The organism is Methylobacterium sp. EM32, from assembly GCF_040593685.1.
In the GTDB taxonomy this organism is placed as follows: domain Bacteria; phylum Pseudomonadota; class Alphaproteobacteria; order Rhizobiales; family Beijerinckiaceae; genus Methylobacterium.
The window spans coordinates 1-24,295 of the sequence record NZ_JBEXZS010000239.1 but is presented as its reverse complement, the minus strand read 5'-3'; the positions used below and the strand labels follow the sequence as shown (position 1 = coordinate 24,295).

Below are 24,295 nucleotides of genomic sequence, written 5' to 3'. Positions count from 1 at the left end.
CGCGCAGTTTGGGCCCTGCGCGGCCGTCGAACGGGCCGTCTTAGAATGACTTCGCGGAGAGCCCGCGCTGGAGCGCGGTGAGCCCGGCCTGGTCGAGGCGCCATCCGCCCCCACGAGCGAGACCTTCAGTGCGGTGATGCGGGCCCTGATCTCGGACAGGCTCTGGTCGGCCTCGCTGCCGTCGCTGGTGAGGGCGGCGAGATGCACGCGCTCGCGCGACAGCTGGCTGCGGGCATCCTCGATGCCACGTGCCGTGTCCTGCATCACGTCGGCGATGCCGGCGATCCGGTCGACGGCCGCGTGGTTGTCCTGCGCGGCCTGACCGAGCGCGGCGAGGCGGTCGCGGATCTGGCGGATCGCCGCCTCGCCCTCGGCCCGGGCCTCGTCCATCCGTCCGGCCTGCTCGATGATCTCGGCGCGCAGGGCGACCAGGGCGGCCCGGCCGGCCTCGGCCTCCGTGCGGGCCGTGGCCAACCCTTCGCGCTGCTCCACCGCCTGTGCCCGGAGGGCGCTCATCGCCCGGCCCAGCCCATCGAGCTCGTCCCGGCGCTGAGCGACCTCTCGGTCCAGCGTCCCCATCTCGGCGGCGATCCGGCGCGACCGCGCGCCCGGATCGTCCGGTAGGCCGGCGGCCGCGCCGATGCCGGATTCGATGCCGACGGCGTCCCGGAGGCGCCGGTGGGCCTCTGCGAGCAGGGTCGCGCCGGATCCCACCGCATCGCCGGGGGCCAAATTGCCGAGCGCCACATGCCCAATCCCTCCGGCGAGCAGGACGAGGGCGCCCGCCGCCGTCGCGAGGCGCAGGCCACGCCACCGGAGCGGGTGCACGATCGGGGCGCCGGTTGGCGGGGGACGGCCGGGCCGGGCCTCGGGCGGGGAGCCCGGAAGGCAGCCGGCATCGCGGAGGTCGATCAGGATCTGCACGCAGCCCTGCATCTCCCGCAAGCTGACGAGCAGGCATTCCTTGTCCTCCGGGCGCAGCATGCTCAGCGGCAGGGCATGCCCGGTCTCCGCGACGGTGCCGAGCTTCGGATCCACGTAGCGTGAATAGGCCGGATGCTCTCGCAAGCGCGTTGCGATGACAAAATACTTGCTTCTGATGGCGTAAAAATTATCGTCCTGAAAACCGTTATTGATGAATCGTGCGACATCGACGAGATTCGCGAGTTCTTTCGCCAATATTTCGAGTTCGTCGCCCGACCGGTCGGGAATGACGGCGCGCTTCTTTGCCGGCCGACGCGCATACCAATACACCGCCGCGAGCAAAACCAGGCCGCCGCCGATAAAGGCAGCCAGCATGTCGACGCCTGAATTCATTCCCAAGCCCCCCTTAGAGGTTTTTGTCATTGATTTGCTACATGGCCTTAGGTCAAATTTAAAGGATATTTTTACGAATTCGCTGACGTCACGGCCTCGCCGGCCTTCGCTGAAGCAACCGGGCCGGCGGTGCGCGCCACCGGCCGGGCGTCGGTCCAGCGGCACGCGGTCACGCCTGCGATCCGGCCCTCGATCGGGCTCTTGCTCAGGCCGTCGACGGATGGTCCCATGCGAGCGGGTCGGGGGCAGGCGCCACGCGGGCCGGCTCAGGCCCCAAGCTGGCCGGCTCAGGCCCCAAGACTGGCCGGCTCAGGCCCCAAGACTGGCCGGCTCAGGTCCGAAGCCGGCTGGCTCAGGCCCAAAGAGCTTCACAGCGCCCGCCCCCTCGACTAATGAGCCGGCAGGACTCCAGCACGACTCCCCGGACAAGACCCGCGGAAGGACCCCACGACCATGACCGGCTTCGACAATGTCGGCCTGACCCGACCCGCCTCGCAGCTCGTGACCGTGTTCGGGGGATCGGGCTTCCTCGGCCGCCACGTGGTGCGGGCGCTCGCCAAGCGCGGCTACCGGATCCGGGTGGCGGTGCGCCGACCCGACCTCGCCCAGTTCCTCCAGCCCCTCGGCCGCGTCGGCCAGATCGTCGGCGTGCAGGCGAACCTGCGCAACCCGGCCTCGATCGTGCGCGCCGCCGAGCACGCCGACATCGTGGTCAACCTCGTCGGCATCCTGCAGGAGAGCGGCAGCCAGAGCTTCCAGCGCCTGCAGGCCGACGGTGCGGCCGAGGTCGCCCAGGCGGCGGCGGCGGTGAACGCCCCGATGGTGCACGTCTCGGCGCTCGGCGCCGACCAGAATTCTCCCTCCGCCTATGCCCGCTCGAAGGCAATCGGCGAGGCCCGGGTGTTCGAGGCCCGGCCCGACGCGGTGGTGTTCCGCCCCTCGATCGTGTTCGGGCCCGGCGACAGCTTCTTCAACCGCTTCGCCGGCCTCGCCCGGATGCTGCCGGTCCTGCCGCTCGCCGGGGCCGAGGCGCGGATGCAGCCGGTCTTCGCCGGCGACGTCGCCGAGGCGATCGCCCGGGCGGTCGAGGGCCAGGTCCAGGGCGGCCGGGTCTACGAGCTCGGCGGGCCGGAGATCCTGACCCTGCAGCAGCTCGTCGAGTACACCCTGAAGGTGACGATGCGCAGCCGCGTGGTGCTGCCGCTGCCCGCCCCCGCTGCCCGGCTCCAGGCCCGGGCGATGGAGCTCGTCGACACCCTGACGCTCGGCCTCCTGCCCGACACCCTGAAGCTCACCCGCGACCAGGTCGCCCTGCTCCAGAGCGACAACGTCGTGTCGGAGGCGGCCAAGGCCGAAGGGCGGACGATCGAGGGCATCGGCATCGCGCCGACCGCGATCGAGGCGGTGGTTCCGGGTTATCTCTGGCGCTTCCGCAAGGCCGGCCAGTTCGCCACCGGCCGCGGCACCCCCGACATGGCCGCCACCCCGGACCTGATGGCCCCCGAGCCGATGGGCCCGGGCTCGCAGCACCATCCGGGCGATGCCTCGGGCCCGGCGGTCGGGCAGCTCGCGGCGGGTGCCGGCCCGGCACCGGGGGTGCGCTGGGGCAAACGGCAGTAACGGCTGACGCCATTTTCGACATGAAGAAGGGCGGTCCCGCGGGGCCGCCCTTTCTTGTTACCAATCCCCCTTTCCCGGACGACTGAAACGAAGTGGAAGGAGATCCGGGATCCAGCGCGACAAGTCGCGAAGCGTCCTTGTGTCTGCAACGGTGCAGCATGCAGAGCCGCTTCGCGGCACGTCTCCCTTGGAGCCCGGATCTCCTTCCGCCGACGCTTCGGTCGTCCGGGAAAGGGTCGGAGGCTGGACGAAGGTCGTTCAGCCTCCCGCGACTCTCAGATCGACCGCACGGCCCCGCCATCGACCCGGATCATGCTGCCGGTGACGTAGGACGCGCGCTCCGAGGCCAGGAAGCACGCCACGTCGGCGAATTCCTGCACCTTGCCGTAGCGCTTGGCCGGAATCGCGGAGCGGGCGGCCTCGGCGATCTCGTCACGCGACTTGCCCTGCGCTTTGGCGTTGGCGGCATCCAGCTCGCCGGTGCGGTCGGTCTCGATCCGGCCGGGCAGGATCATGTTGACGGTGACGCCCTCGGCCGCGACCTCGGAGGCCAGGGTCTTGGCCCAGCCGGCGATCGAGGCGCGCAGCGCGTTCGACATCACGAGGTTCGGGATCGGCTGCTCGACGCCGCTCGAGGCCACCACCAGGATGCGGCCGAAGCCGGCTTGGCGCATGCCCGGCAGGACCAGCCCGGCGAGGCGGAAGACCGGGGTCACCATCGCCTCGAACTGGGGCGTCCAGGCCTCGGGCTGCACGGTCAGCGCCGTGGCGGCCGGCGGACCGCCGGTGTTGGCGACCAGGATGTCGACCCCGCCGAGATGCTCCTGCGCCGCGGCGTAGATCGCCTCCACGTTCTCCTTCAGGCTGCCGGCGAAGGCGTAGGCACGGCCCTGGCCGCGGGCGTTGATCGCCGCCACCGCCTCGTCGAGGCGCTCGGCGGTGCGGGCGGTGAGCAGCACGTCCGCGCCCTCGGCCGCCAGGGCCTCGGCGATGCCGCGGCCCAGGCCGCGGCTGGACGACAGGACGAGGGCGCGCTTGCCCTTGAGACCGAGATCCATGGTTTCCTCCGGTAATTGCCGAGCTTACTCGATGCTGTCAGGAACTAACACATGCATCCGGTCCCTCCCACCCGCGCCCTCATCCTGAGGTGCCCACGTCAGTGGGCCTCGAGGGGGGCTCCAGGATCCTCGGAGGCTTCTGGAGCCCTCCTTCGAGGCTGTGCGATCTTCGATCGCCCAGCACCTCAGGATGAGGTTGCCGGTGGGAGGGACAGGGTCACGTCGCTCAGGCCGTCTCGCCGGCGAGCCGCTTCAGCCAGCCTTCCGCCTGAGCCCGGACGTTGTCCGGCGCGGTGCCGCCGTAGCTGGTACGGCTCGCCACCGAATTCTCGACGCCGAGCACCGCGAAGACCGCGTCGGTGATGCGCGGCTCCTCCGCCTGCATCACCGCGAGCGGCAGCGCCTCGAGGCCGATGCCGCGGGACGAGGCCTCGCCGACGAGGCGGCCGGTCACGTGGTGGGCATCGCGGAACGGCAGGCCGAGCTCGCGCACCAGCCAGTCGGCGAGGTCGGTGGCGGTGGCGTAGCCGGAGCCGGCGGCCACCTTGAGGACGTCCGGCACCGGCTCCAGGTCGCGCACCATGCCCGCCATGGCGGCCAGACACAGCGAGAGGGTCTGGAGCGCGTCGAAGGTGCCCTCCTTGTCCTCCTGCATGTCCTTCGAATAGGCGAGCGGCAGGCCCTTCATGACGATGAGCAGGCCCGACAGCGCGCCGATGATCCGGCCGGACTTCGCCCGCACCAGCTCGGCGGCGTCGGGATTGCGCTTCTGCGGCATGATCGAGGAGCCGGTGGTGAACCGGTCCGACAGCTTGACGAAGCCGAACTGGGCCGAGGTCCAGACCACGATCTCCTCGGCGAAGCGCGACAGGTGCACCGCCGCGATGGCCGCCGCCGAGAGCGCTTCCAGGGCGAAGTCGCGGTCGGCGACCGAATCGAGGGAATTCGCGGTCGGCCGGTCGAAGCCGAGGCTTCTCGCGGTGGCGTGGCGGTCGATCGGGAAGGAGGTGCCGGCCAGCGCCGCGGCGCCGAGCGGGCACTCGTTGAGGCGGGCGCGGGCGTCGCGGAACCGGCCGCGGTCGCGGCTCAGCATCTCGACATAGGCGAGCAGGTGGTGGCCGAAGGTGATCGGCTGGGCCGATTGCAGGTGGGTGAAGCCCGGCATCACCGTGCCGGCGTGCTTGAGCGCCAGCTCGGCCATGGCCTGCTGGAGATCGGCGGCCTGGGCGTCGAGGGCGTCGAGGGTGTCGCGCACCCACAGCCGCATGTCGGTGGCGACCTGGTCGTTGCGCGAGCGCGCGGTGTGCAGGCGGCCGGCCGTCGGGCCGACGATCTCGCGCAATCGGCTCTCCACGCTCATGTGGATGTCCTCGAGCTCCCGGCGGAACTCGAAGGTGCCGGCCTCGATCTCGGACTGGACGGACTTGAGACCGGCCTCGATCTTCGCCACATCCTCGGCCGGCAGGATCCCCGCCTTGCCCAGCATCGCGACATGGGCGAGCGAGCCCCGGATGTCCTGGGGGGCGAGGCGCTTGTCGAAGCCGATGGAGGCGTTGATCTCCTCCATGATCTCGGCGGGGCCGCTCGCGAAGCGCCCGCCCCACATCCGGTTGCTCATGTCCTCACCTCGTCTCGCATCACCGCGCAAAGCCCGCCTCGCCCTGGTCGCGGGGGGGCTCGCCGCACTCCTCGGCCTCGGGGCTGCCCTATACGGGGTTGCGGGCGGGGGCAACGGCGGCGCCTGCCCGCTTGGGCCCGCCACCGCCGCCCGCGTCGCGCCGCTCGCCCGCGGCGAGGTGGCGGCCCTCCAGGTCGATCCCCGGCCGAAGCCCGCGCCCGCCATCACCTTCACCGGGCCGGACGGGCAGCCAAGGACGCTCGCCGACCTCAAGGGCCGCACCGTGCTGCTGAACCTGTGGGCGACTTGGTGCGCGCCGTGCAAGGCGGAGATGCCGGCCCTCGACCGGCTGCAGGCGGCGCTGGGATCACAGGATTTCGAGGTGGTGGCGCTCAACCTCGATACGCGCAACGCTGAGCGGCCGCCGCGGTGGATGCAGGAGAACGGGATCGAGCGGCTGGCCTACTACTCCGACCCGGCCGGTCGGGCGCTGCCGGCGTTGCAGCAGGGCGGCGACGTGGTGGGCCTGCCCACCACCTTCCTGATCGATCGCGACGGCTGCGGGATCGGCGTGATGAAGGGTCCGGCGGAATGGGCGAGCGAGGATGCCTTGAGGCTGGTGCGGGCGGCGCTCGGGCGGGGGTGACCTGCTCGCGTTGATCCGGCCCGGGTTTCCTGGCACCCCCGGGGCATGCATCCGATCCCCTCCCCCCGGCGCCTGCCGCGCCCGCTCTCCGCCCTGCGCACCCTGCTCGTCAGCAGCGCCGGCGGCGGCCTCGTGCTGATGGCGAGCGCGGTGCTCGCGCTTATCGTCGCCAACGGTCCCTACGGCGACGTCTACGCACGCGCGCTGCACGCCAAGCTCGGGTCCTTGAGCCTGCTGCACTGGATCAACGACGGCCTGATGGCGCTGTTCTTCCTGCTCGTCGGGCTCGAGATCAAGCGCGAGATCCTGGATGGGGGCCTGCGCACCTGGCCCGACCGGGCGCTGCCGGGCATCGCGGCTTTCGGCGGCATGGCGGTGCCGGCGCTCGTCTACGTCGCGGTCAACTGGTCCTCCCCCGCGACCTTGCGCGGCTGGGCGATTCCGGCGGCCACCGACATCGCCTTCGCCCTCGGCGTCCTGGCGCTGCTCGGGTCGCGGGCGCCGGTCTCGCTCAAGATCTTCCTCACCGCGCTCGCCATCCTCGACGATCTCGGGGCGGTGGTGATCATCGCGCTGTTCTACACCGCCGACCTCGCCTGGCCGATGCTGGCGCTGGCCGGTGCCGTGACGGTGATGCTGGCGACGCTCAACCGCCTGGGCTTACGCCGGCTCGGGCCCTACCTGATCCTCGGCGCCGTGCTCTGGCTCCTGGTGCTGCGCTCGGGGCTCCACGCCACCGTGGCGGGCGTGGTCCTGGCGCTGGCGATACCGCTGCGGGCGAGCCCCGGCCGGCCCGACGACGGCGAGTCGCCCCTGCACCGGCTGGAGCACGCGCTACAGCCCTGGGTCGCCTTCCTGATCCTGCCGGTCTTCGGCTTCGCCAATGCGGGCGTGTCGCTCGCCGGAGTGACGCCCGCGATTCTGCTCGCACCCGTCACCCTCGGGGTCGCGGCGGGGCTGTTTCTCGGCAAGCAGGTCGGGGTGTTCGGCGGCGTCTGGCTCGCGGTGCGGGCCGGGCTGGCGCAGAAGCCGAGCGGTGCCACCTGGTGCCACGTCTACGGGGTGGCCCTGCTCTGCGGCATCGGCTTCACCATGAGCCTGTTCATCGGCGGCCTCGCTTTCGCCGACGCGCCGGACTTCGACACCGAGACGAAGCTCGGGGTGATCCTGGGCTCGGTGCTCTCGACGCTGGCCGGCGCCCTGGTGCTGTCGCTCGGGCCGCGGCGGGTGGAGAGGCCGGCGGGGGCGGAGTAGCAGTGGCGGAGCGGCGGGCGCGATGTCGGACGGGCTTCGTTGCGCGCTCCTTCGACACCCCACAGGGTCATCCCGGGCTCCGCTTTCGCGGCCCCGGGATGATGCGGAGGGGGTCAGGTTCGTCGGAAGCGACGAACGGACGCCCTCAGTTTCCAGACTGCGAAGCAGCGACCCGGTTGCGGTTCGACCCTTCGGTGCGCTTGCCGGTCTCCGCCGGCTTGGTCTCTCCGGTCTTGGCCTCCCCAGCCTTGGCGGCGGGCTTCGCCTCGGCCGGCTTGGACTCCGTCGCCTTGGCGTCCGCCGGCTTGCCCTCGGCCTTCTTCGCGGCCCCCGGGTTCAGCCCGTCGACCTTGGCGGTCGCGGCCGCGTGGGCGGCCGGAGCGGGATGCAACCGTGCGGTGGCGGTGACCTTCTTCGGCAGCGGCGCCGCCGGCGAGATCGCCGCGACCGGGGCGGTGTCGGCCGACGGCAGGGCGGCGGGGGCGACCGGGGGCGCGGCCGGCGCGCCGCCGAACAGGTTGCCGAGGAGCTTGCGGTAGGAGGCGGGATCGCCGTCGGCGCTCGCTACGGTGATCGGCCCCGCCGGGGCGGCGGCCGCGGCCTCGCGGGTCGGGATCGGGGCCGGAGCTGTCGCCGGAGCCGCGAAGGCGAGCGCGGTCGCCTTCGCGGCGGCCTTCCCCTTCTCGTGCTTCGGGTCGATCTTGGCGAGCAGGACCGGCTTCACCTTCGGCTCGATCGTGATCTCCTCGGGTGCCGCCGCCAGGGCCTCGGGCCGGCTGACGATGCCCATGTTCGGCCGCGGCTGCGCCTGCTCGGCGAAGAGCTGGGTGCTCGGCGCGCTCTCGCGGAAATACGGATGCTGGCCGCCATCCTGGTAGACGAGGCGGGTCGCCGCGGTGCCCTTGGCGATCAGCTCGGCCACCTCGACCTCGTCCTTCTCGCGCTTGGCGACCACGACCGGATCGACCTTCGGGCTGCAGGCGCCCGCCGCGGCGTCCTGGCCGCCGAAGACGTAGCGGTTGCCGCAGACGCCGACCCGCGGCTCCTCGTGCAGGGCCTCGAAATAGTCCGAGCCCTCCTTGAGGTTCTTCCAGAAACCGATGTTCGGGTCGTTGCGGAACTTGGCGAGGTTCTGCGCCGTCATCCGGAACGGATAGGACTGGAACTGGAACGCCCGCTGCCCGCCGGCGAAGGCCTCGCGGGCGATGGCGTAGATCTCGGCGATCGCCTCGTCTGTCATCGCGAAGCAGCCAGCCGAGGAGCAGGTGCCGTGCACCATCAGGTAGCTGCCGGTGCGGCCGTTGGCGCGGTCGAAGGCGTTGGGATAGCCGGTGTCGAAGGAGAGGTAGTAGGACGAGTTCGGGTTCATCTGGCCCATGCTGATGGGATAGAACCCCTCGGGCGCCTGACGGTCGCCCTCGCGCACCTTCGGCCCGAGCTGGCCCGACCAGCGGCAGATCGGGAAGGTCTTGAGCAGCGCGTACTGGCCGTCGGTCCCGCGCTTCCACACCTCCATCTCCGATTCCTTCTTGAAGGCGCGGATCAGGATGGGATCGCGGGGCGACATGTTCTTCGTCGCCATCAGGGCGACGGTCTTCTGCGGGATCGGCTCGCGGGCCCGGGCCGAGCCGGCGGCCGAGAAGCCGGCATCCTGGCACGCCCCGAGGGACAAGGCGACGGCGAGCCCGCTCGCCGCCAGCACCGGACGCAACGCCGCCAGACGCACCATGGGATCCCCGCCTTCTCGCCATCGGACCGCCGGCACACTGACGCCGCGGACCGGTCTCCCCAACCCCATAGCTTCGTTAAACTTACCCGCCTCTTACCGCAAGAACGGTTAAGATTGCGGGGATGCGTTCAACAGGCACGTCGGACAAGCAAGCCGGCGCACGGCGTCACGGGGTTCACCCGTGAAGACATCCGCCCCGTCTTCGGCAAAACGAAGGCCGGGTTGTGTCTGGCGTATGGGGGTTGTGCGGGGCTGTGGATGATGGGGACGGCAAGCGCCGGGAAGCGTTGGAGCGCGCGGGAGGCTTATGGGCTCGATGTGGCGCGCACCAAAATTCCCATCCACACCCTCATCCTGAGGTGCCGGAGCGCAGCGGAGGCCTCGAAGGAGGGCTCCAGAAATCTCAGCGATTCCTGGAGCCCTCCTTCGAGGCCTCCGCTGCGCTCCGGCACCTCAGGATGAGGTCGAGAGTGGGATGAAATGAACAGCGTCGGACTGTCCGAGCCTCACAGGCTCCGCCCGATCTCCAAGAACTTCTGCGCCCGGCGGTCGCGCAGGGTGTCGGCGTCGAGGGCCGCCAGCGGCTCGAGCGCGCTCGCGATCGCCTCGCCGGCCGCCCGGATGGCGGCCTGCCCGTCGCGATGGGCGCCGCCGGTGGGCTCGGGCACGATGCCGTCGATGACGCCCAGCCGCAGGAGATCCTGGGCGGTGATCTTCATCGCGGTGGCGGCGTCCTGGGCCCGGCCGGCATCGCGCCACAGGATCGAGGCGGCGCCCTCCGGCGAGATCACGCTGTAGATCGAATGCTCCAGCATTAGCACCGTGTTGGCGGTGGCGAGCGCGATGGCGCCGCCGGATCCCCCCTCCCCGATCACCACCGTGACGTTCGGGGTCGGCAGGCCGAGGCAGGCCTCCGTGGAGCGGGCGATGGCCTCGGCCTGGCCGCGCTCCTCCGCCTCGATGCCCGGATAGGCGCCGGCCGTGTCGACGAAGGTGAGGACGGGGAGGCCGAAGCGGCCGGCGAGCCCCATCAGGCGCACCGCCTTGCGGTAGCCCTCGGGCTTGGCCATGCCGAAATTATGCCGGATGCGGGCCTCGGTGGTGGCGCCCTTCTCCTGGCCGATGACGCAGACCGGCCGGCCGCGGAAGCGCCCGAAGCCGCCGACCACCGCCTCGTCCTCGCCGAACACGCGGTCGCCGGCCAGCGGCTGGAACTCCTCGATCAGCCCGGCGCAGTAATCGACGAAGTGCGGTCGCTGCGGATGGCGGGCGACCTGCGTCTTCTGCCACGGGGTGAGGCCGGCATAGAGTTCGGCGAGCGCCGCCGCGGCCTTGGCCTCCAGCCGCGCCACGTCCTCGCTGATCGCCACCGCGCCGTCGCGGTCGCCGAGGGCCTTCAGCTCCTCGAGCTTCGCCTCGAGCTCGGCGACGGGCTTTTCGAAGTCGAGGTAGGAGCGCATCGGAACCTGTGCTGTGTCGGGCCGGCGTCGCGAGGGCTTGGAAGGGGCCGCGGTCGGGAGCCGGGCCTTCGGGGAAAACCTGCGGTGCGGGCGGCCCACCCGGGCCTTACGCGGCGCGGAGGCTTGGCGGAGGGGCCGGCCCGTGTCAACCCGAAGGCGGGGCGACCCGCGATGCGGGACCGGCGCCGAGGCTTGTCTCGCGGCAGTGCAGCATCATCTAACCGCCGAGATTCACGCGGCGGCCAGCGGAGGCCAGATGGACGAGCGGGATCAGGCGGAGAAGACGGTCGGCGACGAGTGCCGGGTGCTGGTGCTGCAGGGCGGCGGCGCCCTCGGCTCCTACCAGGCCGGCGTCGCCGAGGCGATGCAGGAGGCCGCGCTCTCGCCCGACTGGGTCGCCGGCATCTCGATCGGGGCGATCAACGCCGCGCTCATCGCCGGCAACCCGCCCGAGCGCCGGGTCGAGCGGCTGCGCGCGTTCTGGGACAAGGTCTCGTCCTCCATCACCGTCTCGCCGTGGTTTCCCGGCGAGCAGGCGCGGGAGGTGTTCAACGCCTGGAGCGCCGCCTTCGGGGCGACGGTCGGGGTGCCGGGCTTCTTCGCCCCGCGCGTGCCCCCGGCGACGTTCTACCCCGCCGGCGCGCCTCAGGCGCTCAGCTACTACGACACCGCCCCCTTGCGGCAGACCCTCCTGGAGCTGATCGACTTCGACCGGATCAACCGCCGCGAGACGCGACTCAGCGTCGGCGCGGTCAATATCCGTACCGGCAACTTCGTCTATTTCGACAATCACCGCGACCGGATCGGCCCTGAGCACATCATGGCCTCGGGGGCGCTTCCGCCGGGCTTCCCGCCGGTCGAGATCGACGGCGAATTGTACTGGGACGGCGGCATCGTCTCGAACACGCCGCTGCAATACGTGCTCGACGAGGAGCGTCTGCGCGACCTCGCGGTATTCCAGGTCGACCTGTTCAGCGCCCGCGGCCCCGTGCCCCGCACCCTGTCCGAGGCAGCCGAGCGGGAGAAGGATATCCGCTTCTCCAGCCGCACCCGGCTCAACACCAACGACCAGATCGAGATCCACAAGGCCAAGACCGCGTTCCGGCGCCTGTTCGACAAGCTGCCGCCCGAGCTGCGACAGGATCCGGACGTCGCCTTCCTGTCGGAGGTCAGTCACCAGAACGCGGTGACGATCCTGCAGCTGATCTACCGCGCCAAGAACTACGAGAGCGACGCCAAGGATTACGAGTTCTCGCGCACCACGATGCTGGAGCACTGGAAGGCCGGGCGCAACGACGTGCGCCGCTCCTTCCGCCACCGCCACTGGATCGAGCGCTGCCGGCCCGAACTGGGCGTGACCGTGTTCGACCTCACCCGCGACGCGCGGGACTGATTGTCTAGCGCACTTCACGATCGCGCTGCGATCGCGAAGCTCGCCAAGTCTTTGTTTTGCCGCATACCTCCGACGAACCGGTATCCACTTTGTCGGAAAATGCTCTAGCAGAGGAAGGAACGCCGCATGACCCGCGACGAGATCCTGAAGGCGCCCTCGATGCCGGCCTTCAGCCCGAGCTACCCGCACGGGCCCTACCGCTTCCTGCGGCGCGAATACCTCATCATCACCTACGAGACCGACCCCGACGCCTTGCGCGCTGCCCTGCCCGAGCCTCTGGAGCCCGCGCCCGGCAACCTCGCCTATTACGAGTGGATGAAGATGCCGGATTCCTCCGGCTTCGGCGATTACGAGGAGAGCGGGTCGGCCATCGTCGCCAGCTACAAGGGCGAGCCCTGCAACTACTCGGTCCAGATGTATCTCGACGACGAGCCGCCGATCACCGCCGGCCGTGAGATCTGGGGCTTTCCGAAGAAGTACGGCGTGCCCCGGCTCAAGGTGATGAAGGACACGCTGACCGGCACCCTGCATTACGACGAGGAGCGGGTGGCGATGGGCACGATGACCTACAAGCATCGCAGCCTGGAGGACCAGCTCGACAAGGTGAGAGACGGCATCGGCCAGCTCAACGTCAACCTGAAGCTGATCCCCGACGTCGATGGCGGCGTGAAGGTGGCGCAGCTCGTCGGCTATCGCCTGCAGGACATCACGGTCCACGGCGCCTGGGAGGGCGAGGCCCGCCTGCACCTGATCCCGCACGTCAATTGCCGCGTCGCCGACCTGCCGGTGCGCCGGATCGTGCGCGCCCGCCACCAGATCGTCGACTTCACCCTGCCGTACGGCCACGTGCTGCACGACTACCTGGCCTGACCTTCTTTCCCTGGAGACTGCACCATGTCGCTGCAATCCAAAACCGCGCTCGTCACCGGCTCGACGAGCGGCATCGGCCTCGCCATCGCCCGGGCGCTGGCGCAACACGGCGCCAACGTGGTCATCAACGGCTTCGGCAAGCCGGACGCGATTGAGAAGGAGCGGGCCGGCATCGAGTCCGAGTTCCATGTCCGCGCAGTCTATTCCGGCGCCGACATGACCAAGCCCGACGAGATCGCCAAGATGGTGGCCGACGCCGAAAAGGAGTTCGGCGCGGTCGACATCCTGGTCAACAATGCGGGCATCCAGTACGTCTCGGCGATCGAGGAATTCCCGGTCGAGAAGTGGGACCAGATCATCGCGATCAACCTGTCCTCGGCCTTCCACGCCATGCGGGCGGCGATCCCCGGCATGAAGAAGAAGGGCTGGGGCCGGATCATCAACACGGCCTCGGCGCACTCCCTCGTCGCCTCGCCCTACAAGTCCGCCTACGTGGCGGCCAAGCACGGCATCGCCGGCCTGACCAAGACCGCGGCGCTGGAGCTGGCGACGCACAAGGTGACGGTCAACTGCATCTCGCCGGGCTACGTCTGGACCCCGCTCGTCGAGGCGCAGATCCCCGACACCATGAAGGCCCGCGGAATGACCAAGGAGCAGGTGATCGAGGAGGTACTGCTGAAGGCCCAGCCGACCAAGGAATTCGTCACCGTCGATCAGGTCGCGGCGATCGCGGTGTTCCTGTGCTCGGAGGCCGCGGCCCAGATCACCGGCGTCAACCTGCCGGTGGATGGGGGGTGGACGGCGCAGTAGGGCGCCGAGCCTCGGCCCCGGGGCGAAGGCTCATAGGTGATACGGGACGCAGCGCCCGACCGCCCGGCGGTCGGGCGCTCTTCCGTTCGGGGGCGCGCCGTCGAGGCATGCCCGAGCGAAACTATGCCGTTTGATTGCTGAGATTACCGGTTTTTAATGCAATAGACAGGCAACGTCAGTCCCTGCGATGTATTATCGAGATGTAGAGACAACATCGACCGGAGCAGGATAGTCCGCCGAAGTCGATATTGCGCAGGAGGCATCGTCATGGCCTATCGGAAATCCGTCGCCGCCGCCCTCGTCGCCGCCACGTTCCTCGGCGGGGCCGCCTATGCCGCCGACCAGGCGGCCAAGCCGACCGCGATGCAGGAGACGCCGGCGCAGAAGGCGATCGACCAGGATGTCGGCAAGCTCTCGAAGGACGGCGCACAGGCGTTCCGTGACATGCACATGGCGCGCATCGCGATCTTCGACGCCGATCCGGCCCAGGCGAAGAGCCTGATCGGCAAGGCGCAGGCCGCGCTCGCCAAGGCGAAGACCGACGATGCGGTGTTCACCAAGGCCGAGGCCGACCTCAAGACGCCGGCCGACATGGCGGCCCCCAAGGACACGAATGCGGCGGACAAGCAGGCGGCGCAGCCGGCCTCCAAGGATATGACGGCGACCGGCAAGGTCGCCTGGGTGCCGGTCGACGCCCAGATGACCCTCGGCGAGGATTTCGTCGCGACCCCGGAGAAAGCCTCGGCGGTCAACGAAGCGAACAAGAGCCTCGCCAAGGGCGACCAGAAGGGCGCGATCGAGAAGCTCAAGCTCGCCCATGTCGACGTGAACTTCGTGATGGCGGTGCTACCGCTCGACAAGACCACCGCCGATGTGAATCAGGCCGCCACGCTGATCGGCCAGGGCAAGTACTACGAGGCGAATGCGGCGCTGAAGACCGCCGAGGACGGCATGCGGTTCGACGTGATCGACGCCGTCGGCCTGCCGCAGAAGGCCGCCGCCCACACTGCCGCCACCAAGCCCGCCCCGCAGGGCAATGCGGGCGCGACCGACGGCAAGGCGGTGACGAAGTAGGCGCGACGCCGAGCCGGCCCGGAAGCGCATCCCGGGCCGGCGGCATTGCCGAGGGAGGTGATGATGGGGAGGTCGTCGTCGAGGCAGGCCCGGCTCTCGGTCGTGATGCCGGTCCTGGCAGGAGCGATCTTGGCAGGAGCGGTCCCGACCGCACCGGTCCTGGCGCAGGGTGCCGGGTTCCCGGCCTTCTCGCCGGAGAAATCCTGCGCGCTGGAACGGCGGCCCGGCCCCGACGCATCGGCGGCGAGCTACCGCGGCTGCCTGTCCGACGAGCGCGCAGCGCGGCACACCTTGCAGCGGCGTTGGTCGACCTTCCCAGCCGTGGACCGGCGCAACTGCCGGCAGGAGAGCGCGATCGGCGGCACGCCCTCCTATGTCGCCCTGCTCACCTGCCTGCAGCTCGCCGACGGCACGCTGCCGGGCGAGCCGCCGCCGCTGCCGCAGGCGCGGTGAGGGTCCGGGGTCTCAGCGCCGCCCGTGCACGAGCAGCGCCAGCCCGTAGCCCACGGCCCCGGCGACCAAGAGCGCGAGGAGCGGGGTCTCCTCGACGTAGTGCGAGACGGTGCTGGCGCTGTGGCGCGCCGCGCGGCGGCCCTGCTCGTAGGCGTCCTCGGCGTAGTCGATGGCGGTGTCGGCGGCGTCGCGCAGGGTGTCGCGGGCCTCGCCGGCGAAGTGCTCGGCCTGGCCTTGCGCCTCGCGGAACCGGCCCTCGACCTGCGCCCGGCGGTCGCCGGCGAGGTCGCCGAGGGTCGATTGCGCCTTGCCGCCGAGTTCGCGGGCCGCGCCGGTGATGCGATCGGTGTCGACCATCTGTCTCTCCCTTGCCGGGGGCGTGCGCGAAGGGCGCGCCATGGTACGACAGGTGGGACGGATGGGCGGCGCGGCAATAGTCCCGCGCGCCTCGGCCGGCGGCCGCCCCCGAAAGGGGCGGCCGCCGGCGTCGGGCTCAGTCGCGGTCGAGGACTTCCTTGGTGTCGACCGTGGTGTCGTCCTTCAGCCGGTAGACCAGCGGCACGCCGGTGTGGAGCTCGAGGCCGGGGATCGTCTCGGTGGTGAGGCCGTCGAGCACCATCACGAGGGCGCGCAGCGAGTTGCCGTGGGCGGCGACCAGCACCCGCTCGCCGCGCATCACGCGGGGCAGGATCTCCCGCATCGTGTAGGGCAGCACGCGGGCGACGGTGTCCTTCAGGCTCTCGCCGCCGGGCGGGGGCACGTCGTAGGAGCGGCGCCACACATGGACCTGCTCCTCGCCCCACTTGGCGCGGGCATCGTCCTTGTTGAGGCCCGAGAGGTCGCCGTAATCGCGCTCGTTGAGGGCGGCGTCGGCGAAGGTCTGCAGGCCGGTCTGGCCGAGCTCCTCCAGGATCAGCGCGCAGGTGCGCTGGGCCCGGGTGAGGTCCGAGGTGAAGGCGACGTCGAACTGCACGCCCTTCGCCTTGAGCCGCCGCCCGGCGGCCCGCGCCTCCTCGACGCCGAGCTCGGTCAGCCCGGGGTCCTTCCAGCCGGTGAACAGGTTCTTCAGGTTCCACTCGCTCTGGCCGTGGCGCGCGAGGACGAGAAGCCGCTCCATGATGCGTGTCGCTCCGTTATCGGGGGGAAAAAGGGTCAGAGGCCCAGCACGTCGTCCATGCCGTAGAAGCCGGGCTCGCGGGTTTGCGCCCAGAGGGCGGCCTTGACGGCGCCGGCGGCGAAGAGGCCGCGGTCGCTGGCGAGGTGGGTGAGTGCGAGGCGCTCGCCGGCGCCGGCGAAGATCACGCTGTGCTCGCCGACGACGCTGCCGCCGCGGAGCGTGGCAAAACCGATCGTGCCGGGCTCGCGCGGGCCGGTATGGCCGTCGCGCACCGCGACCTTGCGCTCAGCGAGCGCGACGTTGCGGCCTTGCGCCGCGGCTTCGCCGAGCAGGAGCGCGGTGCCCGAGGGCGCGTCCACCTTGTGGCGGTGGTGCATCTCCAGGATCTCGATGTCGAACTCGTCGCCGAGCGTGGCGGCGACCTTGCGCACTAGGCCGGCCAGCAGGTTGACGCCGAGCGACATGTTGCCCGACTGCACGATGCGGGCGTGGAAGGCGGCCGCCCTCAGCTTCGCGAAATCGTCCGGCGACAGGCCGGTGGTGCCGACCACGTGGACGATGCGGGCCTGGGCGGCGAGCTCGGCGTAGAACACCGTGGCGGCGGGCGCCGTGAAGTCGAGGACGCCGTCGGCCTCGGCGAAGACCGGCAGCGGATCGTCGGTGACCGGGACGCCGAGGGGCTGGAGCCCGGCGAGCAGGCCGGCATCCTGGCCGAGCGCGGGCGAGCCCTCGCGCTCGATCGCACCCGAGAGCGTGCAGCCCTCGGTGCCGGCCACCGCCTGGATCAGCATCCGCCCCATGCGCCCGGAGGCGCCGACGACGACGAGACGCATGGGTCCGCTCCTCTCACAGCTGCCTTCGCCTGGCGAAGGCGTCCCGGCGCATCGGCGCCGACGCCCGGTCGGGGTTAGCCCCGCGCTCCCGACCGGCCCCGTCCGGGCCTCGTACAGGGGCCCGGCGATGCTGCCAAGGCTGGGGCGGGCAAGGCTGAGGAGGGAAAGTCGACGGCAGAGGGGCTGGGTGGGGGGATATGCGCGGAAGCGGGAAGGCCCCATCTTATGCCGCAATGCAACATCGCGCCGGAGATCCCATGGCCTTTCGGTTCGTTCCAGGGCGCGCCACCCGCCGCGCCGCCAGCGGCGCCGTCCGGATCCTGCGTGCCACCGCCCAGGCGAACGCCGCCGCGGCGCGCCGGACCGGCTCCATGATGCAGCGCGGCGCCGAGGCGCTGAAGAAGGAGGAGCCCGCGCACAAGCCGCCGGGCCGCCTCATCGAGGTCGACGGGGTGCGGGTGCACGTCATCGTCCGCGGCAAGGGCCGGCCGGTGGTGCTGATCCACGGCAACGGCACGATGGCGGAGGACTTCGTCATCTGCGGCCTCGTCGACCAGCTCGCCAAGACCTACCGGGTGATCGCGATCGACCGGCCCGGCTTCGGTTACACCGAGCGGCCGCGGCACTGGGTCTGGACCGCCGCCGCGCAGGCGCGGCTGATCGGGCACGTGCTCGCCGGGCTGAACGTCGAGCGGCCGGTGGTCGTCGGCCATTCCTGGGGCACGATCGTGTCGCTGGCGCTGGCTGTCCACGAGGGAATCGATCTGCGCGGGCTGGTGCTGCTCTCCGGCTACTATTATCCGGGCCGGCGGGCCGACGTGGCGATGATCGCGCCGCTCGCCGTGCCCGGCGTCGGCGACGCGGCCCGCGCCATGATGCCGGGGGCGGTTGGGCAGATGCTGGCGCCGAAGGTGTTTCGCCACGTGTTCAAGCCGCAGGCCGTGCCGGCGCGGTTCACGGCGCGCTTCCCCGTCGCGCTCTCGCTCTCGGCCACGCAGAGCCGCGCGAGCGCCGAGGACACCGCCAGCATGAACACCGCCGTCGCCCTGATGCAGCCGCGCTACGCGGGTTTGCGGCTGCCGGTGGCGATCCTGTCGGGCGATGCCGACGCCATCGTGGACCCGGCCGAGCAATCCTCCCGCCTGCACGCGGAGCTCGCGGGCAGCACCCTCACCCTGCTGCCGGGCCAGGGCCACATGATCCACTACTTCGCCAAGGCCCGGATCCTGCGGGCGGTCGATGCCCAGATGGCGCTCACCGGCCGAACCCTGGCCTGGCGTTCGCGATGAGCGGCCCCAGCACGTCGGTGACGCCGGTCAGCGTGATCTGCGTGCCGACGCAGAGGAGCAGGAAGGCGGCGAGCCGCCCGAGCACCCGGGCCCGGGCGTGGCCGAGCCGCTCCACCAGCCGGTCGGCGGAGGCGTAAGCGAGCAGCACCATCAGGGCGATGACGAGGGCGGCGGCCGAGGCCCCGGCGAGGTACGCGATCCGGTCGGCCCCACCCTCCGGCCGGCCGGCGCCGAGCGCGATCGCCACCGCGATCGTGCCGGGCCCGGTGGTGAAGGGCAGCGTCAGGGGAAAGAACGCCACCTCGGCGAGCGCGGCGGGCTCAGGGTGCTCCTCGCTCGCCTGCGCCGGCTCCGCCTGGGCGGTCTTGCGGGCCTCGCGCTGCTCGGGCGCGGCGAGCAGGCTCCAGGCCTGCGCCGCCACGACGAGGCCGCCGGCGATGCGCAAGGCCGCGAGCGAGATGCCGAAGAAGCTGAGCACCGAGGCCCCGGCCCAGAGCGAGACCAGCATCACGGCCGCCGCGTAGACGCCGATGCGGCGGGCGAGCCAGGTGCGCTCGGCGTGACTCCGCCCGGCGGTGACCTGCGCGAAGATCAGCGCCGCGCCCGGCGGGTTGACGATCGAGAACAGGGCCGAGAAGGCGAGGAGAAAGCTCTGCAGCGCGGCCTCCGCGCCCGGGAACGGCATCACGCGCCGCCCGGCACGGGGGCGGGCACCGGCACCGGCGCCAGCACCCGGGGCCTGAGGCGCGCCGCCTTGCGGGCCTGGACCGCCACGGGGCGGTGGAGCTGCTTCGTCGCCTCGACCACGTGCAGGCCGGCGAAGGGCAGGGACAGGCCGGTGCCGACCCGCTCCCAGGCGCTCGCGGTGCGAAGCGTCAGCCAGCCCTCGACCGGGGGTACGTAGAGGGTCTCGGCCCAGTCCTCGGGCGAGAACAGCGTGTCGCGCATCAGGCGGCCGAGCTGCGAGCGGCTATAGGGCTGGCCGTGGCCGAAAGGCGTGGCATCGCGCCGCGCCCACAGGCCGCGGCGGTTCGGCACCGCGACGATCAGCCGTCCGCCCGGCGTCAGCACGCGCCAGACCTCCTGCATCAGCTCGGCCGGGCTTTCCACCGCCTCGATGGCGTGGATCAGGAGCACCCGGTCGAGGGCGGCGTCCGGCAGGGGCATCATGGTCGGGTCGACGAGGCAGGAGGCCGAGCGGCCCGAGCCGGGCCAGTGCGTCACGCCCTGCGTCGCCGGCATGAAGGCCAGGGTCCGCTCGGCGGCGTGCCGGACGGGCCCGAGATACGGCACCGCGTAGCCGAGCCCCATCACCCGCAGGCCCGAGACCGAGCCGAGCATGCGGTGGACCGTGCGGCCGACGAGCCGCTGCGCCACCGCCCCGAGGGGGCTGGCGTAGAAGGCGCGCAGGTCGGTGACGTCGAGGCTCATCGGTTCCCGGGGCGTGCGGAGCGGCGCATGGACGCCGAAGCCTTGGACGCCAAGACCAGCGGACGCCAAGGCCATCAATGGGGAGTGGCGCGAAGCGCGGCAAGGCGTCAACCCGGCCAGGCCTCGCCCGCTCCCCGCTATTCGCCGGCCGCGCAACTCGCGCGGGCCGCCGCGGCGCCCTATCTTCCGGCGGCGAGAGAGTGTTTCGAGGAAGCGCCGCGATGCCCGAGATCCGCCCCGAGATCCGCACCTTCCCGTGCCGGAGCGACAATATCGGCGTGCTGATGCGCGATCCCGCGACTGGCGCCTGCGCGGCGATCGACGTGCCGGAGGCGGCTTCCGTCCTGCGCGCCCTCGACGAGACCGGCTGGCGCCTCACCGACATCCTGGTCACCCACCGCCACGGCGACCACGTCGAGGGCATCCCGGAGGTGAAGGCGCGCACAAAGGCCCGGGTGACGGCTCCCGAGAAGGCGGGCTCGGCCGTGCCGCAGGTCGACGCCACGGTGCGCGAGGGCGACGTGGTGACGGTAGGCTCGCTCGCGGCGGCGGTCTGGGAGACGCCCGGCCACTGCAACGATCACGTCACCTACTGGTTCGAGGAGGCGGGGATCGCGTTCGCCGGCGACACCCTGTTCACCCTCGGCTGCGGCCGGGTGCTCGAGGGCCCGCCCCAGGTGCTGTGGCGCTCACTGTCGCGATTCTTAGCGCTGCCCGACGAGACGGTGATCTATTCCGGGCACGACTACGTCCTGTCGAATGCCCGCTTCGCTCTCGCCGCCGAGCCGGAGAACCGGAACCTGAAGGACCGCGCGGCGCTCGCCGAGACGGCCAAGGTAGAAGGGCGCTTCCTGGTGCCGACGACGCTCGGCGAGGAGAAGGCCACCAACCCGTTCCTGCGCGCCACCGAGCCGGCGCTCGCCCGCGCCGTCGGGATGGAGCCCGGCGCCGACCCGGCGGCGGTGTTCACGGCTTTGCGCGAGTGGAAGAACCGGTTCTGACGCCCATGCAACACCTCACCGCATCGGAGGTCGTGCGCCTGCTCGACCTCAAGCCCCACCCGGAGGGCGGGCACTTTCGCGAGACGTTCCGCGATCCGAACGAGATCGACGGGCGCCCGGCCTCGACGGCGATCTACTACTTGCTCGACATCGGCGAGACTTCGGAATGGCACCGGGTCGACGCGACGGAGGTGTGGCTCTGGCATGCGGGGGCGCCGATGGTGATCACCACCAGCCCCAACGGCCACGACGCCGAGGCGCGCCATCTCGGCCCCGACCTCGCCCGGGGCCACCGGCCCCAGATCGTGGTGCCGGCCCATCACTGGCAGACGGCGACCAGCCTCGGGGCCTGGACGCTGGTGAGCTGCACCGTGGCGCCGGGATTCCGGTTCGAGGGCTTCGAGATGGCACCGCCGGATTGGCGGCCGATGCCGCGGGGGTGACGATTATTTTTTGGTGAGCCTTGTCCTGCGAACGTCCGCTATGGGTGAGGGCGGTCGTTCGCAGCTTGAGAACCTCGCCCCTGGAGTATCGACCGAACCATACGATCCGCCAATCATGGCGAGGTCTCCTCGTAGGAGCGGACTTGCTGTCCGCTTGTCAGGCTGCGAGTTGCTGGACTGCGTCCCGGGCTGAGGCGAGCGCCTTCGCCTTGTTGTGATCGCCCCCTGCAAGCCCCTCGGCCAAGATGAATTCCGGCTGTGTAATGCCCATGAAGCCGAAGACAGACCTCAGATAGCTCTCCGCGTGCTCGGCCGAAGCCGCTGCGCTTTCCGGACCATAGAAACCGCCCCGAGCCACGGCAACGATCACGCGCTTGCCACCGGCCAAGCCCACCGGGCCGTTCGCGCTGTAGCTGAAGGTCTTACCCGGCACGGCGAGGCGGTCGATCCACGCCTTGAGCTGAGATGGGATGGTGAAGTTGTACATCGGCGCGCCAATCACGACGACATCGGCAGCGAGGAACTCCTCCAGCATCCGGTCACTGGCGTCGCGGTCAGCCTGTGCGGCGGCGTCGAGCGGCCCCGCCATGGCGGAGACCGGGTGCGCACTCGGCAGCGTCGCCGGCGTGAGATGGGGCAGGTTGTCGGCGACGAGATCGCGGTAAGTCACCTCGACCTGAGCACCCGCGGTGAGCCGTTCGACAATGAGGGCGGACAAATCGCGCGAGACCGACCCGCCAGCGAGGATGCTGGCGTCGATATGCAAAAGTTTCATTGGAGAACCGAGTTCCGTTTTGTGACTTGGTTATGATATGTGCTTGGTTGAAGCCTGCAAGACAGCACATGAATGATACCGAGGTAACATGGATGTAACCGCCCCCTACTCGCATCACTCAGCCGAATGCATGAAGGCCTCTCAGGTTCTTTCACGCATCGGCAACAAGTGGAGCGTGTTAGTAATTATGCTTCTGCGCCAGAAATCGTGTCGTTTCAGCGAGTTGAAGCGAGGAATCGGCGGCATTTCGCAGCGAATGCTAACTTTGACATTGAGGAATCTTGAGCGAGATGGGCTCGTGAGCCGAATGGTGACGCCATCCATACCCCCACGGGTGGATTACGAACTCACCGAGATGGGCCACTCCCTCGCTGAGCCGGTTCAAGCTCTCGGCACCTGGGCTTTCCGACACTTGGCGCAGATCGATGCCGCACAGGCTCGCTACGATGCCCAGATAGATGCGCCCTGAATACAGAATTTAACTGCCTGAGAGGCTTGACTGAAAGCTCAAGCTAAATGGCTCGCAATCAGTCAACTTGGATCAATGCTCAGCGCCAACAGGAGAATCCGCACCGGACGCGAAGTGGGCACACCACGTTGGCGGTCGAGCGATCTATGCGTTTTCCTTGGACAGCACATAGGCAACGATCGCGGTGGCGTGGCCGTGGCCCATGCCATGCTCGGCCTTCAACATCGACACGAGGTCCATGTGTTTCGCTGGAAGCCGATCCCGGACGATCTGCTGCCATTCTCCGATCGGGCGGCCGTACTTCTTCTCGATGGATGGGAAGTACGAGGCCGGTCCCTTGATGGGTTCGGTGGACACGGATGGCCGTCCTCCTCATGAATTGGTCGGCGGCAGCTTCGACGCATGTCGCCCAGGCTGCAACTCCAGGACGACGCGATATGCCTACCGAGTCAGCAATGGGTCACCAGCAGACCCATGAAGTGCTCGTCAACGGCAAGTGTCAGCCAACATGTCCGACATCCGAGCGTGACATCCGGAATGGCTGAAACGAGTCAAAAAGAAGACCTCAAGCCGCCTTGGTCGGAACGTCGCCCGGCCCCCGCTGTCATCCCTCCGTGATCACCTTCCTCCCAGCCCCCGCCCGCGTCGCCACCAGCGCCCCGGCCACGATGAGCCCGCAGGCCAGCGCCAGCGACCACGTCGCCGGCGCGTAGCCCGCGGCGACGAGAATCAGGGTGGAGAGCACCGGCGCGGCGTAGGAGCCGACGCCGAGGAGGCGGATGTCGCCGCGCTTGACGCCGATGTCCCAGAGGTAGAACGCCGCCCCGACCGGGCCGAGGCCGAGCGCCGCGACCGCCGCCCATTGCGCTGGCCCGTCCGGCCACACGGTCCGCTCGAAGGCGAGGTGGCAAACAAGGCTTAAAGCCGCCGTCGCGAGGCAGAAGCCCGCCACCGCGTCGGTCGGTACGGCGCCGACCCGGCGCGACAGCACCGAGTAGCCCGACCACAGGAAGGCGCAGGCGAGCGCCGCGGCGTAGCCCGGGAGCGCAGCCGCCTCGAAGCTGAGCGAGCCGCGGCCGAGGAAGAGCGTGACGACGCCGGCGAGACCGAGCAGCGCCCCGGCGAGATGCGCCGCGCGCAGGCCCCCCTCCCCTGGCAGGAGGGCGGAGAACAGCACGATCAGGAGCGGCCAGAGATAGCTGATGAGCCCGGCCTCGGCCGGCGGCGCGAGGCGCAGGGCCGCGAAGTAGAGCGCGTGGTAGCCGAACAGCCCGACGATCCCGAGCGCCCAGACCGAGAGGGGCTGGCGCAGGGCCGACAGCCCCGAGGGACGCACGATCCAGCTGGCGCAGCCGAGGAGCCCGCCGACCAGGAACGTCATGGCGGCGAGCTGGAACGGCGGCACAGCGCCGGAGGCGGCGGTGAACAGGGCGAGCAGCGACCAGAGCAGGATGGCGCCGGAGCCGATCAGGGTGGCGGAGCGGATCGTCATGCCCCGGGCCTAGCATGACCGGGCCTGCCGGCTCACCCGGAAATCGGCTAGCAGCCTGTCGGGTTGGGGCTTGATTTCACGGCTGGCGCAGGAGCGCGCGTGTCGAGGTGGGGCGGCGGGTCAGCCTGGTCCGAGTTCCGGTT

General features: G+C 70.4%; 25 protein-coding genes. 12 read left to right on the top strand and 13 right to left on the bottom strand.

Translation table 11 applies throughout. The annotated features are described in order from the left end of the window. Positions 1-1,317: hypothetical protein (locus ABZT49_RS30330; RefSeq protein WP_355291779.1), on the bottom strand; the 1,317-nt coding region annotated here is incomplete at its 3' end. A 453-nt stretch (positions 1,318-1,770) separates the two neighbouring features. On the opposite strand from ABZT49_RS30330, the gene ABZT49_RS30325 reads away from it, so the two are divergent. After that, positions 1,771-2,937: a complex I NDUFA9 subunit family protein gene (locus ABZT49_RS30325; RefSeq protein WP_355291777.1), complete on the top strand. Its 1,167-nt coding sequence runs from the start codon at positions 1,771-1,773 to the stop codon at positions 2,935-2,937. A gap of 275 nt (positions 2,938-3,212) precedes the next feature. On the opposite strand, the gene ABZT49_RS30320 is transcribed toward ABZT49_RS30325, so the two are convergent. Together ABZT49_RS30320 and argH are read right to left on the bottom strand one after the other, a co-directional pair. Next, positions 3,213-3,995: an SDR family oxidoreductase gene (locus tag ABZT49_RS30320; RefSeq protein ID WP_355291775.1), complete on the bottom strand. Its 783-nt coding sequence runs from the start codon at positions 3,993-3,995 to the stop codon at positions 3,213-3,215. 226 nt (positions 3,996-4,221) lie between these two features. Beyond that, complete coding sequence (gene argH, locus ABZT49_RS30315; protein ID WP_355291773.1) at positions 4,222-5,613, bottom strand: argininosuccinate lyase; 1,392 nt, start codon at positions 5,611-5,613, stop codon at positions 4,222-4,224. On the opposite strand from argH, the gene tlpA reads away from it, so the two are divergent. After that, a complete protein-coding gene (gene tlpA / locus ABZT49_RS30310; RefSeq protein WP_355291771.1) occupies positions 5,612-6,259 on the top strand; it encodes a thiol:disulfide interchange protein TlpA in 648 nt (215 codons plus the stop codon). The genes argH and tlpA overlap by 2 nt on opposite strands. Positions 6,260-6,304: 45 nt before the next feature. Then, positions 6,305-7,513, top strand: coding sequence for a Na+/H+ antiporter NhaA (gene nhaA, locus ABZT49_RS30305; protein WP_355291769.1), 1,209 nt, complete (start codon positions 6,305-6,307; stop codon positions 7,511-7,513). A 145-nt stretch (positions 7,514-7,658) separates the two neighbouring features. Here nhaA and ABZT49_RS30300 read toward each other — a convergent pair whose 3' ends face one another. Then, positions 7,659-9,242, bottom strand: coding sequence for a murein L,D-transpeptidase family protein (locus ABZT49_RS30300; RefSeq protein ID WP_355291767.1), 1,584 nt, complete (start codon positions 9,240-9,242; stop codon positions 7,659-7,661). Positions 9,243-9,748: 506 nt separating this feature from the next. Continuing rightward, positions 9,749-10,702 carry an acetyl-CoA carboxylase carboxyltransferase subunit alpha gene (locus tag ABZT49_RS30295; protein ID WP_355291765.1) on the bottom strand — a complete coding sequence of 318 codons (954 nt, stop codon included), beginning with the start codon at positions 10,700-10,702 and terminating at the stop codon, positions 9,749-9,751. 256 nt (positions 10,703-10,958) lie between these two features. Between ABZT49_RS30295 and ABZT49_RS30290 the strand changes: the two genes are divergently transcribed. The 5 genes from ABZT49_RS30290 (at position 10,959) to ABZT49_RS30270 (ending at position 15,302) form a co-directional block, all read left to right on the top strand. After that, positions 10,959-12,095, top strand: a complete 1,137-nt coding sequence (locus ABZT49_RS30290; protein WP_355291763.1) for a patatin-like phospholipase family protein — start codon at positions 10,959-10,961, stop codon at positions 12,093-12,095. A gap of 126 nt (positions 12,096-12,221) precedes the next feature. Continuing rightward, entirely contained in the window at positions 12,222-12,965 is a 744-nt protein-coding gene (locus tag ABZT49_RS30285; protein WP_355291761.1) for an acetoacetate decarboxylase, read from the top strand. Positions 12,966-12,989: 24 nt separating this feature from the next. Beyond that, on the top strand, positions 12,990-13,775 hold the full coding sequence (locus tag ABZT49_RS30280; RefSeq protein WP_355291759.1) for a 3-hydroxybutyrate dehydrogenase: 786 nt from the start codon (positions 12,990-12,992) through the stop codon (positions 13,773-13,775). Between the two features lie 267 nt (positions 13,776-14,042). Beyond that, positions 14,043-14,849 (top strand): YfdX family protein, encoded by an 807-nt coding sequence (locus tag ABZT49_RS30275; RefSeq protein WP_355291757.1) that lies wholly within the window; start codon positions 14,043-14,045, stop codon positions 14,847-14,849. 129 nt (positions 14,850-14,978) lie between these two features. Then, positions 14,979-15,302, top strand: a complete 324-nt coding sequence (locus tag ABZT49_RS30270) for a hypothetical protein (protein WP_355291755.1) — start codon at positions 14,979-14,981, stop codon at positions 15,300-15,302. A gap of 12 nt (positions 15,303-15,314) precedes the next feature. Here ABZT49_RS30270 and ABZT49_RS30265 read toward each other — a convergent pair whose 3' ends face one another. From ABZT49_RS30265 to dapB, 3 genes are all read right to left on the bottom strand, one after another. Further along, positions 15,315-15,659, bottom strand: a complete 345-nt coding sequence (locus tag ABZT49_RS30265) for a CsbD family protein (protein ID WP_355291753.1) — start codon at positions 15,657-15,659, stop codon at positions 15,315-15,317. Between the two features lie 136 nt (positions 15,660-15,795). Next, positions 15,796-16,419: a 2,3-bisphosphoglycerate-dependent phosphoglycerate mutase gene (locus tag ABZT49_RS30260; protein ID WP_355291751.1), complete on the bottom strand. Its 624-nt coding sequence runs from the start codon at positions 16,417-16,419 to the stop codon at positions 15,796-15,798. A gap of 35 nt (positions 16,420-16,454) precedes the next feature. Next, positions 16,455-17,252 carry a 4-hydroxy-tetrahydrodipicolinate reductase gene (gene dapB, locus ABZT49_RS30255; RefSeq protein ID WP_355291749.1) on the bottom strand — a complete coding sequence of 266 codons (798 nt, stop codon included), beginning with the start codon at positions 17,250-17,252 and terminating at the stop codon, positions 16,455-16,457. Positions 17,253-17,509: 257 nt separating this feature from the next. Between dapB and ABZT49_RS30250 the strand changes: the two genes are divergently transcribed. Then, entirely contained in the window at positions 17,510-18,541 is a 1,032-nt protein-coding gene (locus tag ABZT49_RS30250) for an alpha/beta hydrolase (RefSeq protein ID WP_355291747.1), read from the top strand. On the opposite strand, the gene ABZT49_RS30245 is transcribed toward ABZT49_RS30250, so the two are convergent. Both ABZT49_RS30245 and ABZT49_RS30240 read right to left on the bottom strand, forming a co-directional pair. After that, the gene (locus tag ABZT49_RS30245) at positions 18,507-19,229 is read right to left on the bottom strand and encodes a MarC family protein (RefSeq protein WP_355291745.1); all 723 of its coding nucleotides are present in this window, start codon (positions 19,227-19,229) and stop codon (positions 18,507-18,509) included. The two genes, ABZT49_RS30250 and ABZT49_RS30245, sit on opposite strands and share 35 nt — an antisense overlap. Continuing rightward, complete coding sequence (locus ABZT49_RS30240) at positions 19,226-19,972, bottom strand: class I SAM-dependent methyltransferase (RefSeq protein WP_355291743.1); 747 nt, start codon at positions 19,970-19,972, stop codon at positions 19,226-19,228. The genes ABZT49_RS30245 and ABZT49_RS30240 overlap by 4 nt, the downstream gene beginning before the upstream one ends. Before the next feature lie 221 nt (positions 19,973-20,193). On the opposite strand from ABZT49_RS30240, the gene gloB reads away from it, so the two are divergent. Then, positions 20,194-20,973: a hydroxyacylglutathione hydrolase gene (gene gloB, locus ABZT49_RS30235; RefSeq protein ID WP_355291741.1), complete on the top strand. Its 780-nt coding sequence runs from the start codon at positions 20,194-20,196 to the stop codon at positions 20,971-20,973. Between the two features lie 5 nt (positions 20,974-20,978). Further along, positions 20,979-21,416: a cupin domain-containing protein gene (locus ABZT49_RS30230; protein WP_355291739.1), complete on the top strand. Its 438-nt coding sequence runs from the start codon at positions 20,979-20,981 to the stop codon at positions 21,414-21,416. Between the two features lie 157 nt (positions 21,417-21,573). On the opposite strand, the gene ABZT49_RS30225 is transcribed toward ABZT49_RS30230, so the two are convergent. Then, positions 21,574-22,191: an NAD(P)H-dependent oxidoreductase gene (locus ABZT49_RS30225; RefSeq protein ID WP_355291737.1), complete on the bottom strand. Its 618-nt coding sequence runs from the start codon at positions 22,189-22,191 to the stop codon at positions 21,574-21,576. 88 nt (positions 22,192-22,279) lie between these two features. Here ABZT49_RS30225 and ABZT49_RS30220 point away from each other — a divergent pair, with 88 nt between their 5' ends. Next, positions 22,280-22,660, top strand: coding sequence for a helix-turn-helix domain-containing protein (locus ABZT49_RS30220; RefSeq protein WP_355291736.1), 381 nt, complete (start codon positions 22,280-22,282; stop codon positions 22,658-22,660). 144 nt (positions 22,661-22,804) lie between these two features. Here ABZT49_RS30220 and ABZT49_RS30215 read toward each other — a convergent pair whose 3' ends face one another. Together ABZT49_RS30215 and ABZT49_RS30210 are read right to left on the bottom strand one after the other, a co-directional pair. Then, entirely contained in the window at positions 22,805-23,017 is a 213-nt protein-coding gene (locus tag ABZT49_RS30215) for a DUF4287 domain-containing protein (RefSeq protein ID WP_355291734.1), read from the bottom strand. A gap of 247 nt (positions 23,018-23,264) precedes the next feature. Continuing rightward, positions 23,265-24,152: a DMT family transporter gene (locus ABZT49_RS30210; protein WP_355291732.1), complete on the bottom strand. Its 888-nt coding sequence runs from the start codon at positions 24,150-24,152 to the stop codon at positions 23,265-23,267. Positions 24,153-24,295 lie beyond the last annotated feature (143 nt).

What these genes read in the sequence shown, in the direction of transcription:
- ABZT49_RS30325 (WP_355291777.1), top strand. Translation starts at nt 1,771, where the DNA reads ATGACCGGCTTCGACAATGTCGGCCTGACCCGACCCGCCTCGCAGCTC.
- ABZT49_RS30320 (WP_355291775.1), bottom strand. Translation starts at nt 3,995, where the DNA reads ATGGATCTCGGTCTCAAGGGCAAGCGCGCCCTCGTCCTGTCGTCCAGC.
- tlpA (WP_355291771.1), top strand. Translation starts at nt 5,612, where the DNA reads ATGTCCTCACCTCGTCTCGCATCACCGCGCAAAGCCCGCCTCGCCCTG.
- argH (WP_355291773.1), bottom strand. Translation starts at nt 5,613, where the DNA reads ATGAGCAACCGGATGTGGGGCGGGCGCTTCGCGAGCGGCCCCGCCGAG.
- nhaA (WP_355291769.1), top strand. Translation starts at nt 6,305, where the DNA reads ATGCATCCGATCCCCTCCCCCCGGCGCCTGCCGCGCCCGCTCTCCGCC.
- ABZT49_RS30300 (WP_355291767.1), bottom strand. Translation starts at nt 9,242, where the DNA reads ATGGTGCGTCTGGCGGCGTTGCGTCCGGTGCTGGCGGCGAGCGGGCTC.
- ABZT49_RS30295 (WP_355291765.1), bottom strand. Translation starts at nt 10,702, where the DNA reads ATGCGCTCCTACCTCGACTTCGAAAAGCCCGTCGCCGAGCTCGAGGCG.
- ABZT49_RS30290 (WP_355291763.1), top strand. Translation starts at nt 10,959, where the DNA reads ATGGACGAGCGGGATCAGGCGGAGAAGACGGTCGGCGACGAGTGCCGG.
- ABZT49_RS30285 (WP_355291761.1), top strand. Translation starts at nt 12,222, where the DNA reads ATGACCCGCGACGAGATCCTGAAGGCGCCCTCGATGCCGGCCTTCAGC.
- ABZT49_RS30280 (WP_355291759.1), top strand. Translation starts at nt 12,990, where the DNA reads ATGTCGCTGCAATCCAAAACCGCGCTCGTCACCGGCTCGACGAGCGGC.
- ABZT49_RS30275 (WP_355291757.1), top strand. Translation starts at nt 14,043, where the DNA reads ATGGCCTATCGGAAATCCGTCGCCGCCGCCCTCGTCGCCGCCACGTTC.
- ABZT49_RS30265 (WP_355291753.1), bottom strand. Translation starts at nt 15,659, where the DNA reads ATGGTCGACACCGATCGCATCACCGGCGCGGCCCGCGAACTCGGCGGC.
- ABZT49_RS30260 (WP_355291751.1), bottom strand. Translation starts at nt 16,419, where the DNA reads ATGGAGCGGCTTCTCGTCCTCGCGCGCCACGGCCAGAGCGAGTGGAAC.
- dapB (WP_355291749.1), bottom strand. Translation starts at nt 17,252, where the DNA reads ATGCGTCTCGTCGTCGTCGGCGCCTCCGGGCGCATGGGGCGGATGCTG.
- ABZT49_RS30250 (WP_355291747.1), top strand. Translation starts at nt 17,510, where the DNA reads ATGGCCTTTCGGTTCGTTCCAGGGCGCGCCACCCGCCGCGCCGCCAGC.
- ABZT49_RS30240 (WP_355291743.1), bottom strand. Translation starts at nt 19,972, where the DNA reads ATGAGCCTCGACGTCACCGACCTGCGCGCCTTCTACGCCAGCCCCCTC.
- gloB (WP_355291741.1), top strand. Translation starts at nt 20,194, where the DNA reads ATGCCCGAGATCCGCCCCGAGATCCGCACCTTCCCGTGCCGGAGCGAC.
- ABZT49_RS30230 (WP_355291739.1), top strand. Translation starts at nt 20,979, where the DNA reads ATGCAACACCTCACCGCATCGGAGGTCGTGCGCCTGCTCGACCTCAAG.
- ABZT49_RS30225 (WP_355291737.1), bottom strand. Translation starts at nt 22,191, where the DNA reads ATGAAACTTTTGCATATCGACGCCAGCATCCTCGCTGGCGGGTCGGTC.
- ABZT49_RS30220 (WP_355291736.1), top strand. Translation starts at nt 22,280, where the DNA reads ATGGATGTAACCGCCCCCTACTCGCATCACTCAGCCGAATGCATGAAG.
- ABZT49_RS30210 (WP_355291732.1), bottom strand. Translation starts at nt 24,152, where the DNA reads ATGACGATCCGCTCCGCCACCCTGATCGGCTCCGGCGCCATCCTGCTC.